The organism is Lysobacter sp. N42 (genome assembly GCF_004344885.1).
On record NZ_SKFB01000063.1, the window covers coordinates 1 to 13,216 of the forward strand.

General features: G+C 71.0%; 14 protein-coding genes. 1 reads left to right on the forward strand and 13 read right to left on the reverse strand.

Going from position 1 to position 13,216, the window contains the following annotated elements:
- Positions 1-245: hypothetical protein (locus EYQ95_RS26495; protein ID WP_207916659.1), on the forward strand; the 245-nt coding region annotated here is incomplete at its 5' end.
- On the opposite strand, the gene fliN is transcribed toward EYQ95_RS26495, so the two are convergent.
- The 13 genes from fliN to EYQ95_RS24880 all read right to left on the reverse strand — a co-directional run bounded on the left by fliN (position 229) and on the right by EYQ95_RS24880 (position 13,012).
- Positions 229-561: a flagellar motor switch protein FliN gene (gene fliN / locus EYQ95_RS24820; protein WP_132331659.1), complete on the reverse strand. Its 333-nt coding sequence runs from the start codon at positions 559-561 to the stop codon at positions 229-231. The two genes, EYQ95_RS26495 and fliN, sit on opposite strands and share 17 nt — an antisense overlap.
- Positions 558-1,562, reverse strand: a complete 1,005-nt coding sequence (gene fliM, locus EYQ95_RS24825) for a flagellar motor switch protein FliM (RefSeq protein WP_132331661.1) — start codon at positions 1,560-1,562, stop codon at positions 558-560. The genes fliN and fliM overlap by 4 nt, the downstream gene beginning before the upstream one ends.
- Positions 1,563-1,577: 15 nt before the next feature.
- The gene (gene fliL / locus EYQ95_RS24830) at positions 1,578-2,054 is read right to left on the reverse strand and encodes a flagellar basal body-associated protein FliL (RefSeq protein ID WP_132331663.1); all 477 of its coding nucleotides are present in this window, start codon (positions 2,052-2,054) and stop codon (positions 1,578-1,580) included.
- A gap of 165 nt (positions 2,055-2,219) precedes the next feature.
- Positions 2,220-3,719, reverse strand: coding sequence for a flagellar hook-length control protein FliK (locus EYQ95_RS24835; protein ID WP_132331665.1), 1,500 nt, complete (start codon positions 3,717-3,719; stop codon positions 2,220-2,222).
- Positions 3,716-4,165 carry a flagellar export protein FliJ gene (gene fliJ, locus EYQ95_RS24840; protein WP_132331667.1) on the reverse strand — a complete coding sequence of 150 codons (450 nt, stop codon included), beginning with the start codon at positions 4,163-4,165 and terminating at the stop codon, positions 3,716-3,718. The genes EYQ95_RS24835 and fliJ overlap by 4 nt, the downstream gene beginning before the upstream one ends.
- A gap of 15 nt (positions 4,166-4,180) precedes the next feature.
- On the reverse strand, positions 4,181-5,554 hold the full coding sequence (gene fliI / locus EYQ95_RS24845; RefSeq protein WP_132331669.1) for a flagellar protein export ATPase FliI: 1,374 nt from the start codon (positions 5,552-5,554) through the stop codon (positions 4,181-4,183).
- On the reverse strand, positions 5,551-6,144 hold the full coding sequence (locus EYQ95_RS24850; protein ID WP_132331671.1) for a FliH/SctL family protein: 594 nt from the start codon (positions 6,142-6,144) through the stop codon (positions 5,551-5,553). Before EYQ95_RS24850 ends, fliI begins: the two co-directional genes overlap by 4 nt.
- Positions 6,141-7,127 carry a flagellar motor switch protein FliG gene (gene fliG / locus EYQ95_RS24855; protein WP_132331683.1) on the reverse strand — a complete coding sequence of 329 codons (987 nt, stop codon included), beginning with the start codon at positions 7,125-7,127 and terminating at the stop codon, positions 6,141-6,143. The genes EYQ95_RS24850 and fliG overlap by 4 nt, the downstream gene beginning before the upstream one ends.
- Positions 7,128-7,137: 10 nt before the next feature.
- The gene (gene fliF / locus EYQ95_RS24860) at positions 7,138-8,796 is read right to left on the reverse strand and encodes a flagellar basal-body MS-ring/collar protein FliF (RefSeq protein WP_132331673.1); all 1,659 of its coding nucleotides are present in this window, start codon (positions 8,794-8,796) and stop codon (positions 7,138-7,140) included.
- 50 nt (positions 8,797-8,846) lie between these two features.
- Positions 8,847-9,206 carry a flagellar hook-basal body complex protein FliE gene (gene fliE, locus EYQ95_RS24865; protein ID WP_132331675.1) on the reverse strand — a complete coding sequence of 120 codons (360 nt, stop codon included), beginning with the start codon at positions 9,204-9,206 and terminating at the stop codon, positions 8,847-8,849.
- Positions 9,207-9,843: 637 nt separating this feature from the next.
- Entirely contained in the window at positions 9,844-10,494 is a 651-nt protein-coding gene (locus EYQ95_RS24870) for a response regulator (RefSeq protein WP_132331677.1), read from the reverse strand.
- A 125-nt stretch (positions 10,495-10,619) separates the two neighbouring features.
- Positions 10,620-10,928: a hypothetical protein gene (locus tag EYQ95_RS24875; RefSeq protein ID WP_132331679.1), complete on the reverse strand. Its 309-nt coding sequence runs from the start codon at positions 10,926-10,928 to the stop codon at positions 10,620-10,622.
- A gap of 1,670 nt (positions 10,929-12,598) precedes the next feature.
- Positions 12,599-13,012, reverse strand: a complete 414-nt coding sequence (locus tag EYQ95_RS24880; protein ID WP_132331681.1) for a hypothetical protein — start codon at positions 13,010-13,012, stop codon at positions 12,599-12,601.
- Between the last annotated feature and the right edge of the window lie 204 nt (positions 13,013-13,216).

Here is a 13,216-nt window from a genome sequence, read left to right on the forward strand (position 1 = left end):
CGCCGGCGGGCGCGCCCACCGCGGTTGCGGAATCCATCGCGGCAGCCGGGGCGGCCGATGTCGACGCCGCCACGTCGGGCACGCCGGCCTGCGTCGCGATCGCGGCGGGCGGGGTCGCCGTCGTCGCCGGCGCGGCAGGAGCACCCACGGGCTTCGCCGCTGCCGTCGCAGCCGTCTCGGGTTGCGTCGCCACGTCGGTCGTCGCGTCGGTCGTCACGCCGCAACCGTTCAGCGCAGGCGCTTGATGCGCTCGGACGGGCTCACCACGTCGGTGAGCCGCACGCCGAAGCGGTCGTTGACCACGACCACCTCGCCCTGTGCGATCAGCGTGCCGTTGACGTAGACATCCAGCGGCTCGCCCGCGGCGCGCTCGAGCTCGACCACCGAGCCCTGGTTGAGCTGCAGCAGGTTGCGGATCGGGATGCGCGTGCGGCCGACTTCCAGCGACAGGGTGACCGGCACGTCGAGGATCACGTCGAGGTTGAGGTCGCTGCCACCGGCGGAACCGTCGGCGGTCAGCGGGTCGAATGCGGCGCGGGCCGCGGCGTCGGAGGCGTTCATTGGGTTTCGCTCAGGGCGTCGAGGGGCAACAGCGCGCGGGGCGCGTTGACGTGCGTGATCTTGATGGCGTTCTTGCCGTTGTGCGTGCCGAACTCACCCGCGAAAAGCGGCATGTTCTCGACTTCCACCGTCAGCTGCTTCGGCAGTTCGATGGGGATGACGTCGCCGACCTTCAGCCGGCTGAGCTCGCGCAGCGAGATCTGCCGCTGCGCCAGCGCGCTGCTGATCTCGACCTCGGCATCCTGCAACTGCACGCGCAGCGCGCGCGTCCAGTTCTCGTCCTTCTCGATGCGGTCGGACTGCACGCCGGCGTCCAGCAGCTCGCGGATGGGCTCGAGCATGGAGTAGGGCAGCGCCACGTGCAGCTCGCCGCCGCCGCCCTCGAGCTCGACGAAGAAGCGGCTGACCACGATGTACTCGCGCGGCGAGATGATGTTGGCGAAGTGCGGGTTGACCTCGGAGTTCATGTACTCGAACTCCACCGGCAGCACCGGCGCCCAGGCTTCGGCCAGGTCGGCGAACGTCTGCTTGAGCAGCAGCTGGATCACGCGCATCTCGGTGGGCGTGAACTCGCGACCCTCGATGCGGGTGTGGAACTTGCCGGCCCCGCCGAAGAAGTTGTCCACCGTGGTGAACACCAGCCGCGGCTCGAACACGATGATGCCGGTGCCGCGCAGCGGCTTCATCTTCACGAGATTGAGGTTGTTGGGCACCTGCAGCGAGTGCATGTACTCGCCGAAGCGGATCAGGTCGATGCCGCGCACCTGCAGGTCGGCCGAGCGCCGCAGCAGGTTGAACAGGCCGATGCGCCAGGTGCGCGCGAAGCGCTCGTTGATCATCTCCAGCGTGGGCAGGCGGCCGCGGACGATGCGGTCCTGGCTGGCGAAGTCGTAGGTGCGGGCCTCGCCGGGCGCAGGCGGCGGCTCGACCTCGACCGCCCCCGAGTCCACGCCGTGGAGCAGGGCATCGATCTCGTCCTGTGAAAGCAGGTCGGCGCTCATGGCGGCTCCGGGGGCTTACTGCGTGACCAGGCTGGTGAACATGACGGCGTCGACCTTGTCGGGCGCGCCTTCCTTCTTCAGTACCGCCCGCACTTCCGCCAGCGCCTTCTCCTGCAGCCGCTCCTTGCCGCTGCGCTGGGTGAGCGAGGTCGACAGCTGCTGCCCGAACAGCAGCAGCAGGCGATTGCGCAGTGCCGGCCCGTGCGCCTGCAGCGCGGCGAGCGTTTCGGGATCGCGCGTGGCGATCTGCACATCCGCCTGCAGGTAACGCACGCTGTCGGTGTCGGCGAGGTTCACCACGAAGGAGGGTTCCATCGCGAAGTACTGCGTGGGCAGCTTCTCCTCGGCCGCGGGCTTGCCGTCGCCGGCACCGGCGGTCATGAACCATGCGGCGGCCGCGCCGCCGCCCACCAGGACGACGGCCAGGATGATGACCAGCAGCTTCTTGCTCTTCTTCTTCGGTGTTTCGGCGGGTGCGGCTTGGGCGGACACGGAGACGGCTCCTCGGGGATGTCCTCCCTGTGCAAAGCCCGTGCCGCGACGCCAGCCCGCGGTCGCGCCGGTGGATTGACGCCTGGCTGAACGCGGGTCCGCCGGGAGTCCGGCGCCGCCGGAACGCGCGAGCGCGCTGCGGCGCCGCTGCGCGTACCGCCGCCGTCAGACGTACTCGTCGACCAGGCCGCGGGCGCGCAGTGCGCGCACGGTGGTGACGGGGGAGTCCGCGTCGTCGGCCACGTCGGCCGCGCCGCGGGCCGTCGGGGCGCCGCCCTGGCCGGGCCGCGCGTGCTGCTGGCCCACCTGCGCATCCGCCAGCTCCATGCCACGCTGGCCGAGCAGGTCGCGCAGCCGCTCCAGGCCCGCCTCCAGCGCCTGCCGCACGTCGGCGTTCGCCGCGCTGAACTGGGCGCTGACGCGATGGCCGTCGATCTGCAGGCGCACGTCGATGGGGCCCGCGCCCTCGGGGCTCACCCGCATCTCCGCCTGGCCGATGCGCTGCTCGGCCATCCAGAGGATGCGCTGGTCGAAGGCCTCGTCCATCCCGAGCTCCGGCCACGCCGGCAGTACCACCGGCGCTGCGAACTGCAGGCGCGTGGCGGCGACGTCGGACGTCGCGCGCGCGGCGCCCGGGAGCGAGGCGGGGGCGTCGGTCGGCGTTGCGGACGGATCGACGAGCGGGGGCAGGTCGGCGCGGTCGGACCGCGTCGCCTCGTCTCCCGGCGCCGCCCGGGCGACGAGCGCGGCCAGGGCCGCGAACGAGTTGCCGCCGTCAGGCACGACGGCCGGGCCGGGCAGTGAGCCCGCCGGCATGCCGCTGCCGGTGGAACTCGGCGTGGGGGTCGGGGCGGGCTGCGGGCCGGCAGCGCCGGGCAGACCGCTCGTGGGCGAATGCAGCGCCGGGCCTGCGGATGCACCCCGCACGGATGCCGGCGACGCGCCCGGCATGGAGGACGCGAGGGCGCTTCCGGCATCGCGAGGTACCCGGGACATGACACCCGGCGACGCCAGCGTGAGTACGGGCAGCTCGGTATCCGCCGACGGAGCACCCGGCGAGGCGTCCGGCATCGCGGATGCGAGGGAAGCGCCGACATCGCGCTGCGCCTCGGGCGTGGCGCCCAGCAGCGCCAGCATGCGTGCCGGTAGCCCGGCATCCGGCGACGGAGCCCCCGGTGCTGCGCCGGGCAAGGCCTCGCCGCGCGCGGCCGCCTCGGCAGCTTCCACCGGCGCGTCCTCCGCGCGGCCGTTCGCGACGCCCGCGTTGGGCCCCGTGTCCGCCGCACCGACGGCCTCGGGCTCGCGCATGTCGTCGACCGCCGCTTCCCGACGCTCATCGCGCCCGCCGTGCGCTTCCGCGATGCGCGATTGCGAGGCGGGCCGCTGTGGATCCTCGCTGGCAGGCCGCCCGGCGCCAGGTGCGGCGTCGTGTCGCTGCGCTACGCGGTCCTGCGCAGGTTCCCGCGCGCCACGCGTGGACCCGCGCTCGTTCCGCGCCTCACGAGCTGCGGCCTGCGTCGCCCGGGCGTCCGCGCCCTGCGTAGTCGAAGCACCCGGCTGCGGCAGCACGAACGGTGCCGATGCCTGGTCGGCCCCGCGCGGCGCATCGCCGGCCCGCGCCGCGCGCGCCGCATCGGCCAGCCGCGCCACGCCCGGCAGGTTCATCCCGCTACTCCCGCATCGGCGCGCGGGCGACGCGCACCCAGATCATCGAGTTCCTTCTGCACGCGCGCGTCGGCTGTCCGGGCTTCGTCCGCGCGGTAGCTGGCCGCGAGCTTCTCGAGCACGTGCTTCTCGCGGCTGGCCAGCATCAGGCGCGCTCGCTCGACCTCGCTGGACTGCCGCGCACGATCGACCACCTGGGCCTGCTGGTGCACCGCCTGCTGCAGCTTCTCCTGGAACGCGAGGCGGTTGGCCAGCAGGGCCGGGTTGGTGATGCCGCCCTGCAGCGGCTGCTGCGAGTACTCGGCCGCGTAGCGCTGCAGCGCGGCCAGGCGCTGTTCCTGCTCGGCCAGCGCGGCTTCGCGCGCGGCCACCTGCTGCGCCACCTCGTCCTGGTGGCGCTGCTTGATCCTGAGAATGGGGTCGAGTCGCTGCGAGCGGGGTGGCATGGGCTATCCGAATCGTCAGTTGGAGCCGGGGTCGAGCAGGCGGAACAGCGCTTCCTTGCTCTGCTCGACGTTGGAGGCTTCGCGGATGTCCTGTCCGAGGAACTCCATGATCTGCGGCCAGCGCGCGAGCGCTTCGTCCACCAGCGGGTCGCTGCCACGCTGGTAGGCGCCGATCGCGATGAGGTCGCGCTGGGTGGAATAGGCCGACATCAGGCGCTTGAGCATGCGGATGCGCTCGCGCCAGGGCGCGTCGGTGATGTCCTGCATGACGCGCGAGACCGAGACCTCGACGTCGATGGCCGGGTACTGGCCGGAATCGGCGATGCGGCGCGACAGCACGATGTGGCCGTCGAGGATCGCGCGCGCCGCGTCGGCGATGGGTTCCTGCTGGTCGTCGCCCTCGGTCAGCACGGTGTAGAAGGCGGTGATCGAGCCACGCCCGTCGGCGCCATTGCCGGCGCGCTCGACCAGCGCGGGAAGCTTGGCGAACACGCTGGGCGGATAGCCACGCGTGGTCGGCGGCTCGCCCACCGAGAGGCCGATCTCGCGCTGGGCCTGCGCGTAGCGGGTGAGCGAGTCCATGAGCAGCAGCACATGCAGGCCCTGGTCGCGGTAGTACTCGGCGATGGCGGTGGCGCGCAGCGCGCCGTGCAGGCGCGCGAGCGGCGGGCGGTCGGCCGGCGCGGCCACGACAACCGAGCGCCGCAGGCCTTCCTCGCCCAGCGTGGCCTCGACGAAGTCGCGCACTTCGCGGCCTCGCTCGCCGATCAGGCCCACCACGATCACGTCCGCCGCAGTGAAGCGGGTCATCATGCCCAGCAGCGTCGACTTGCCGACGCCCGAGCCCGCGAACAGGCCCACGCGCTGGCCACGGCCGATGGGCAGCAGGGCATTGATCGCACGCACGCCCACGTCGAGCGAACGGGTGATCGGCTCGCGCATCAGCGGGTTGATCGCCACGCCGGCAAGGCCCATGTGGCCCTCGGCGCGGATCGGCCCGCGGCCGTCGAGCGGCACGCCGTCCGAGTCGATCACGCGGCCCAGCAGGCCTTCGCCCACCGCGACCTCCCCCTGCTGGCGGCCGGGCACCACGCGCGCGTTCGGCAGCAGGCCGTCCAGGTGCGCGGTGGGCATGAGGAACGTGCGGTCGCCCGAGAATCCGACCACCTCGGCATCCACCCAGCGCCCGCCCGCGGTTTCCACGCGGCAGCGCGAGCCCATGGGCGCCTCGCAGCCGGAGGCTTCCAGCGTGAGCCCGACCGCGCGGCGCAGCACGCCCTCGCGCGCGAGCGCCGGCCCGGCCTGGGCCGGGTCGATCGACGCGAGCCGCGCGGCCAGCCGCAGGTTGCGCGCCTCCTGCCACTGCGCGGCGGCGATGCTGGTGCTCATGCATTCGCTCCGTGCGTGCCGGCAAGCATCGCGTCCAGGCAGGCGCGAAGCCGCGAATCGATGGTGGCGTCGATGCGCACGCTTTCGCTGTGCAGGCGCAGCTCGCCGCGCGCGAGCGTGGTGTCGCCGGCCAGGCGCACGCCGTCGAGCGTGGCCAGGTGCGGCATCAGCACGCCCAGATCGTCCGGGTGCAGGCGCAGCTCGACCTCGCGCGTCTGCGTGCCGACCGCGTCCATCGCCTCGCGCACCAGGTCGGCCAGCAGCGTGGGGTCGTTGCGATAGGCGTGGCCGACCAGCGTGCCGGCAATCCGCGCGGACAGACCGGCGAGCGCATCGGCGACCTCGCCGTCCAGGCGTGCCAACGGGCGCGTGAAGCTGTCGAGGATCCCCTCGATCTGCGCGACCATGCGGCGGATCTCGCCCTGGCCGCTCGCAAGCCCCTCCGCGTGGCCGCGCCTGTAGCCCTCGTCGAAAGCCGCCTGTTCGATGGCCTGCAGCTCTTCCACGCTCTGCACGCGCGGCAGCGCCTCCGGTGGCGGGGGCGGCTCGAAGCCGGGGGCGACCCAGCGGACGGCGGCATCGGCGCTCAAACGAAGGTCTCCGCCTTGGCGGCCAGCGTGATCGTGCCCTCATCGGCCATCTTGCGCACGATGGCGAGGATCTCCTTCTGCGCCGCCTCCACGTCGGCCAGGCGGACGGGGCCGCGGGCCTCCATGTCGTCCTTGAGGATCTCCGCCGCGCGCTGCGACATGTTGCCGATGATCTTGTCCTTGACCTTCTGGTCGGCGCCGCGCAGCGCGACGGCGAGCTTCTCGTTCGGCACCTCGCGCAGCACGGTCTGCATGGCGCGGTCGTCGATGTCGGCCAGGTTGTCGAACACGAACATCAGGTCGCGGATCTGGCCGGAGAGGTTCTCGTCCATCTGGCCGATCGCGCCGAGGAGGGCCTCGTCCTGCCCGCTGTCCATGAAGTTGAGGATGTTGGCGGCGCACTTCACCCCGCCGAGCGCCGAGGACTTGATGTTCTGGCTGCCGGCGAACTGCCGGGCCATCACGTCGTTGAGCTCGTTGAGCGCATGCGGCGGCACGCCGTCGAGCGTGGCGATGCGCACCAGCACGTCGCTCTTGACCCGTTCGGGAAAGCACTTGAGCACCTCGGCGCCCTGGTCGGGATCGAGGTGGGCGAGCACGATCGCGATGATCTGCGGATGCTCGTTGCGCACGAGCTCGGCGATCGCCCGCGGTTCCATCCACTTGAGCGTATCCAGGCCCGACGTGTTGCGGCCCAGCAGGATCCGGTCGATCAGGCTCGACGCGCGGTCCTCTCCGAGCGCCTGCACGAGCACCGCTCGCACGTACTCGTCGGCGCCTGCGCCCAGGCCGGAGGGTTGCTGCAGCGTATCGACGAAGTCGTCGACCACGCTCACCACCTGCTCGCGGGTGACGCCGCCCACGCTCGTCATCGCCACGCCGAGCTTCTGCACTTCCTTGGCGCTCATGTGCTTGAGCACTTCGGCGGCCTGCTGCTCGCCCAGCGTGAGCAGCACGATCGCGGCCTTCTGCGTGCCGGTCAGTTGCGGAGTCTCAGCCATCTTGTGCCACCAGGTCGCGCACCGCCTGCGCCACGCGCTTGGGATCCTGCGTTACCGCGCCGCGCGCGACGTTGAGCTTGTCCTCGAACTGCATCGCCGCCGTCGGCAGGCCGGGCACGCCGGGCTCGCGCTGCGCGCGCGTGGCACTGGCGTGCTCCTGCTCGATCTCCTCGGCCACGATCGCCTGCACGGTCGACGTCGCCGGAACGACCGCCTTCGGCGCGAGCATCTGGCGGAAGGCCGGCCGCAGCACGGTGAAGATCAGGGCCAGCACCGCAAGGCCGCCCAGGATCGTGCGGGCCAGGTCGCGCACGCGCGGGTTTTCCCAGATCGGCGGCGCCTCGCCGGCGTCGGCCGCCACGTCCGCCGCGAACGGCGCGTTCACCACCGAAACCGCATCGCCGCGCTGGGCGTCGAAGCCGATGGCCTGCTGCACGAGCGTCTCGATGCGCTTGAGTTCGGCGGCGTCCAGGGCGCGCAGCGCCTGCTTGCCGTCCTTGCCCGGCGCGCCGGCCGGCACGTTATCGACCAGCACCGCGGCGGTGATGCGGCGGATGCGACCGGGCGCCTGCCGCGTGTGCGTGAGCGTGCGGTCCACCTCGTAGTTGCGCACGGCCGTACGCGAACCCTGCGCGCTGGCGGGGGCCTCCTGCCCGGCCTGCGGGGCGGCCGTGCCCGGCGGCTGTGGCGTGTTGCTGGCGCTGCCGGGCACGCCGCGCGCGGGCACGGCGCTCATCGCGGCGATGTCGCCCTGCTCGGAGATCTGCTCGCTGCGCACGTTGGCCTGCGGGCCGTAGGTCTCGCGCGCTTCCTCGGTCTGGTTGAAGTCCATGTCCACCGACACCTGCGCGCTCACGCGGCCGCGGCCGGTCATGGGTTCGAGCAGTTCCTGGATGCGCTGGACGAACACCGCTTCCTGCCGGCGCTGCTGGTCGAACTGCTGCGCTCCGATGGCGGCATCCGAGGTCGGGTCCTTGTTGGAGAGCATGCGGCCGAACTGGTCGACCACCGTCACCTTGTCCGTGGGCAGGTTGGCGACCGAGGTGGAGACGAGGTTGACGATCGCGTCGACCTGCCCCTGCTCCAGCGTCGCACCCGTGCGCAGCTGGAGCACCACCGATGCGCTCGCCGAGTCCTTCTGCCGCGTGAAGGCCGACGGCTTGGGCAGCGCCAGATGCACACGCGCCTCGCGCACCGGGCGCAGGTTGGCGATCGTGCGCGCGAGCTCGGTTTCCAGCGCGTGCTGGTAGCGCGCGTTCTCGACGAACTGGCTGGTGCCGAAGCCCTGGTCGCCCTGGATCGTCTCGAACCCCTTGCTGCCGTTCGCCGGCAGCCCGGCGGAGGCCAGCGCCATCTTGGCCGCGCCCAGCTGGTCGGCCGGGACGGCGAGGGCGCCGGTGGCGGTCTCGATGCGGAAGGGGATCTGTGAGGTGGTCAGCAGCTGGGAGGCTTCTTCGGTCGACTTCGCGTCGAGCCCGGCGAAGACCGGCACGTAGTCGGGCTTCTGCGTCCAGAAGAACAGCCACAGCCCCGTCGCGATCGCCGCGGCCACCAGCGCGATCGTCCCCAGCTGGCGCACGGCCGGGATATCCTGCAGCCGGCCCAGCTTCTGCAGGTTCTCGGTGGACTTGGGAAGGGCGATCACGGACATGGAGCGGGTCTCGGAGGGAGGCGGGGCGGTGGGTCAGCGGGGAGCGACCGTCAGACCGGCATGTTCATGACGTCCTGGTAGGCCTGGACCAGCCGGTTGCGCACCTCGACCGTCGCCCGGAAAGCCACCTGCGACTGCTGCATGGCCACCATGACCCGCGCCAGGTCGGCCCGCGGGTCGCCCATCTCGAAGGCCCGTTGCAGTTCACCGGCCTCGGCCTGGACCTTGCTGACGTTGTCGACGGCCCTGGACAGCGTGGCCGAGAAGCCTCCCTGCGGCGCCGACGCGCCCGGCTGGACACCGGCCGCGCCCGGATCGATCGCATTGCTGCCGGCAACGTCGCCGAGCCCCCGCGTACGCATCTCGTGCGCGCGGATCTGGGCAAGGACGGAGGAAATCGCGTCGGTCATGGCCTGCGGGTTCGTCACGGGGACTTGCCGGCATCAGGCAAGCGGCGTGCCAGCGGGCTGACGGGAAACCGGCAGGGTGGGGTTCGATCCCGGTCGGCGGCCGGCGTGTGGGCGCCATCCGGTCCATGCCGTCATGCCCGCCAAAGCCGGCCGCCGCCGCCAGCCTCATTGACGCCCTGGTTGGGCGCCGGCCCCAACCCTCATCCGGGTTCCACCGATGCGACCGCGCTGGGCACCCAGCCCTCAGCCGGTTCCACTGGTGGGACCGCGCAGGGCACCCAGCCCTCAGCCGGGTTCCACCGGTGCGAGCGCGCAGGGCCGGGTGCGCCCGAAGCGGGCGCGGCCTGCTGGCGCGGCTGATCGTCCGGGATGGCGCGGGCGCCTGACCTTCGCATCACGGCGGTCACGGCCACGCCGCGCACATCGAGCTGTGCCGGGGGCAGTGCCCGCCACGCGACCGAAGGCGCGGTCGGTCCCGGAACACGGGGCCCCGTGCTCCCGCGCTTCCATCCTGCCCCTCCGGTACGCCCGGCAAGGCCCTTCCTGCGGCTGGCGAAAGGCTCGCCGGCACGTCGTCCCGGCGCGACCGCGGCGGATCCTCGCCGCGAAACGCAGCGCATGGACCCGGCGTGTCCTCTCAGACGACGGCTGTCACCGGATCGGCCAGTCCGTACTGGGCCACCAGCCGCGCAAGCGCGATCGTGTCCACGATCCCCAGCTTCTCGAACATGCGGCTCTTGTGCGTGTTGACCGTCTTCGGGCTCAGGCTCAGCCGCCGCGCGATCTCCTCCTGGCGCATCCCCTGCACGAGCAGCAGCGCGATCTCGATCTCGCGCGGGGACAGCAGGTCGAAGGGCGATGCCGCGCTGCCGATTCCCGACAGCGCGAGGTTCTGCGCCACCGACGAGGCGAGGTACTTCTTGCCCCGCGACACATCGCGCACCGCGCGCAGCAGTTCGTTGGCGTCGCCGCCCTTGCCCACGTACCCCGACGCGCCGGCTTCGATCAGCCGCTTGGGCAACGGCCCGTCCTCGTGCACCGACACCACGATCACGCGGGTTCCAAAGTCCCCGCGCACGATGCGTTCGGTCACTTCCAGCCCACTGATGCCGGGAAGATGCAGGTCGCAGAGCACCACGTCCGGCTTGAGCGCGCGGATCTGCGGCAGCGCCGCTTCGCCCGTCTCCGCCTCGCCCACTACCTCGATGTCGGTCTGGGCGCTCAGGATCATGCGCATGCCCGTACGCACCAGCGCGTGGTCGTCGAGCAGATAAACACGGATGGACATCCTTGCCTCCCGTCTACAGGTTGTAGCGGGATTCTAGGTCGTCGGCTTCGCGAGGAACAAGGGGCGCCACGCCGGAACGGCGTAGGTTTCCGACCGCCGTCGTCCGGGTGGAGCCGCTGCCCGCCTCATCTGGGCACCGCATCGCCTGGGGCGGGGTAGAGGATCACCGCCGCCCCCAACTGCCTGGCGCGTCGACAGGCGGTCTGCATCGCATCGCTCATGCTTTGCAGCTGCAAAGGCTCTCGCATCCGGGCGACGCCGTCGAAGCGGCAGCGCTCCCATCCCAGGCCGCCGAGTTCGAGGATCGCGCGATCACGCGCGCGCTCCACATTCTCGTCGTCCACGAGGCAGATGGCGGCCGCCAACACCGTCTCGTCCGCGGGATCGGCGCGGTCGGGGAGCCTTGAAACGCGGAATGCGTGCATGTCGATCAAGATCGTTGCTGTGCCGCTATTCTCTCCCGTGTCGATACGCCCAGGAAGCGGTATCCGGCACGCCCGACCGCTGTCGCGCCCGCCACGCCGGCCGTACTGCAGCGCGACGAAGCCGGCAGGGCGCAATGCCCACAGCCGGCCCGCGCGTGTCGTGCGCTGCGCGGAGCATACGTCCGGAAGAGCGCCTCAGCCGGCCGGTTCCGCAATGGAAGTGCGGCAACGGCTGCATCGCCGGCGGCCCCAGGAACAAGAGCGCGATGTGTTCGGGCTCCATCGCATCCGGCGCGCCGACAGGGGGCGAACCAGCACGAGCAGGAGTACTGCATTTGTCTTAGGCGCTGCCGCATATGGGCGAAGCGGGGAGGTGGATAACAGGCCGGCGTGGCCGCACCGACCGGCCGAGGCCAATGAAGCGTCACCGCCGTGGACCCGGGCACGGGCCGGGGTACCCGGTCGCCCGACGCGTGTAATCCGGCCGAACCGCGGCGCGCAGGCTCCGAGCGCCTGAGCCAAAATACGATAATGCAGGGGCAGCTAACACCTGAATTAGGCCGCGCCGCGAAGCGGCGTCGGCTTGGACGAATTGTTAGGCCGCGCTACCGGCACCAGAAGCTGCCTGACATTGTGGCTGGCCTCCCATTGATGGGTGCACGGCGAACAGCGGGATTGCCTTCTGCACGTTGCCAAGAACTCTCATGAGCGGCCTAACACCTGAGTTAAGCCGCGCCGCGAAGCGGCGTCGGCTTGGACGAATTGTTAGCGCCCAGCCGAGCAACCGCGGAGCGCGAATGGTGGCTTCAGGTGGCGAGGATGCCACGGCAGAGCACTGACCGAGAACCCGGCTGCGAACCAGACACGCCCAAGCGCGACAGAGCACAGCCGCATGATCGCGCTGCGCAGCAGGGCGAAAGGCCAAAAAGGGCGGGGGAGAGCAACCGCTTCAACCGCCGGGAACCCGCCCGGGCCGGGTGCCGCGCATACGCGCCACTGGCCTGCGGGAAAACGAATGTGGCACCTGAGTGTGTGCGGCACGCGGCGTGAAGCCTGCCAAGCAACCCGGGCCCGACGCGATGGTGCACGGCAACCCACTTGCGATGTCTGCAGCCGTGAGCGGCAGAGACTCCGGTGCGACGCGACACCCCGTGACCTGCAGCCCGTTCCTGGGCGCTAACACCTGAGTTAAGCCGCGCCGCGAAGCGGCGTCGGCTTGGACGAATAGTTAGCGCCCGGCCCGGTTGGGACAGGCGCCTCCGAAGACTTACGGCCGCGAGCATGCCACGCCCTGTCCGGAACGGCAGCTGCCCGCGAGCCCGGCCGCGACGGGAGCGAGGCGGCACGGCCGAACGAGCCGCGCTGCGCGAGCAGGGCGGCAGGGCCGATGCTGCAGGGCAAGCTGATTGCCACACCCGCCGAGACGTGTCCGGGCAGGGTGCCGCGCTGCAGCGGCTTGGCTGTGCGGTCTGCACGGCGCGGCAGCCTGCGTGGAGCCGGCGAACCGGCCGGGCACGACGCCACGGTGCATGGCCACTTGCTTTGCGGTACCAGCCGCACACGAGCGGAAAAGGTCGAGTGCGACGGACAAGCCCCGGATACCGAGCCCCAACTGCGGGCGCTAACACTTGAGTTAAGCCGCGCCGCGAAGCGGCGTCGGCTTGGACGAATTGTTAGGCCTAATCTACGACCCACTCCCAGCGGACGGAAGTAACCTGCCCTCCGGCGTGCAAGATGGTGGCCGTATCAATGCCTTCCATGCTAAGACCGTACGTGATGGTTCCTGGCCCAGTCTCTTGTGGCTTCCCGAGGAACTGAGTGACCCGTTCAACCGGCTGCCCGATCTCAAGGTATGGCGGCAGGCCGGCACCCTGGACATTGACCTGGACGAAGATGGGAAGGCCGTTCGGATCTGACGTGGTTGCGCCGCGGTAAATGGTCGAGGTGCCTGCCTCGCAACGACGCGTCTCCACCTGATCCATCTGGCCGTCGACGTGCTTGTTCGGCACATGCTCGATCTGTGGAGCGGCGCTAGCGCAAAGAGTGCGGGCGAGCCGGTCGCCGGTCGCAGCTAGGGACTCCTTCATTTTCATGGGAACTGCTGCGCAGCCAGCCGCGGCTGCACCAAATAGAACGATGGTAGCGACGCGGCTGCACACTAGGCCTAACACCTGAGTTAAGCCGCGCCGCGAAGCGGCGTCGGCTTGGACGAATTGTTAAGGAAGGTCTGAACAACCCGCTCTGCCGCCCGGATTGCGGCATCGTGGCGCCGGCCTGGCGTCGCTTTCGAGCCGGAT

What these genes read in the sequence shown, in the direction of transcription:
- EYQ95_RS24870 (WP_132331677.1), bottom strand. Translation starts at nt 10,494, where the DNA reads ATGTCCATCCGTGTTTATCTGCTCGACGACCACGCGCTGGTGCGTACG.
- EYQ95_RS24835 (WP_132331665.1), bottom strand. Translation starts at nt 3,719, where the DNA reads ATGAACCTGCCGGGCGTGGCGCGGCTGGCCGATGCGGCGCGCGCGGCG.
- fliF (WP_132331673.1), bottom strand. Translation starts at nt 8,796, where the DNA reads ATGTCCGTGATCGCCCTTCCCAAGTCCACCGAGAACCTGCAGAAGCTG.
- fliE (WP_132331675.1), bottom strand. Translation starts at nt 9,206, where the DNA reads ATGACCGACGCGATTTCCTCCGTCCTTGCCCAGATCCGCGCGCACGAG.
- fliM (WP_132331661.1), bottom strand. Translation starts at nt 1,562, where the DNA reads ATGAGCGCCGACCTGCTTTCACAGGACGAGATCGATGCCCTGCTCCAC.
- fliJ (WP_132331667.1), bottom strand. Translation starts at nt 4,165, where the DNA reads ATGCCACCCCGCTCGCAGCGACTCGACCCCATTCTCAGGATCAAGCAG.
- EYQ95_RS24880 (WP_132331681.1), bottom strand. Translation starts at nt 13,012, where the DNA reads ATGAAAATGAAGGAGTCCCTAGCTGCGACCGGCGACCGGCTCGCCCGC.
- fliI (WP_132331669.1), bottom strand. Translation starts at nt 5,554, where the DNA reads ATGAGCACCAGCATCGCCGCCGCGCAGTGGCAGGAGGCGCGCAACCTG.
- fliN (WP_132331659.1), bottom strand. Translation starts at nt 561, where the DNA reads ATGAACGCCTCCGACGCCGCGGCCCGCGCCGCATTCGACCCGCTGACC.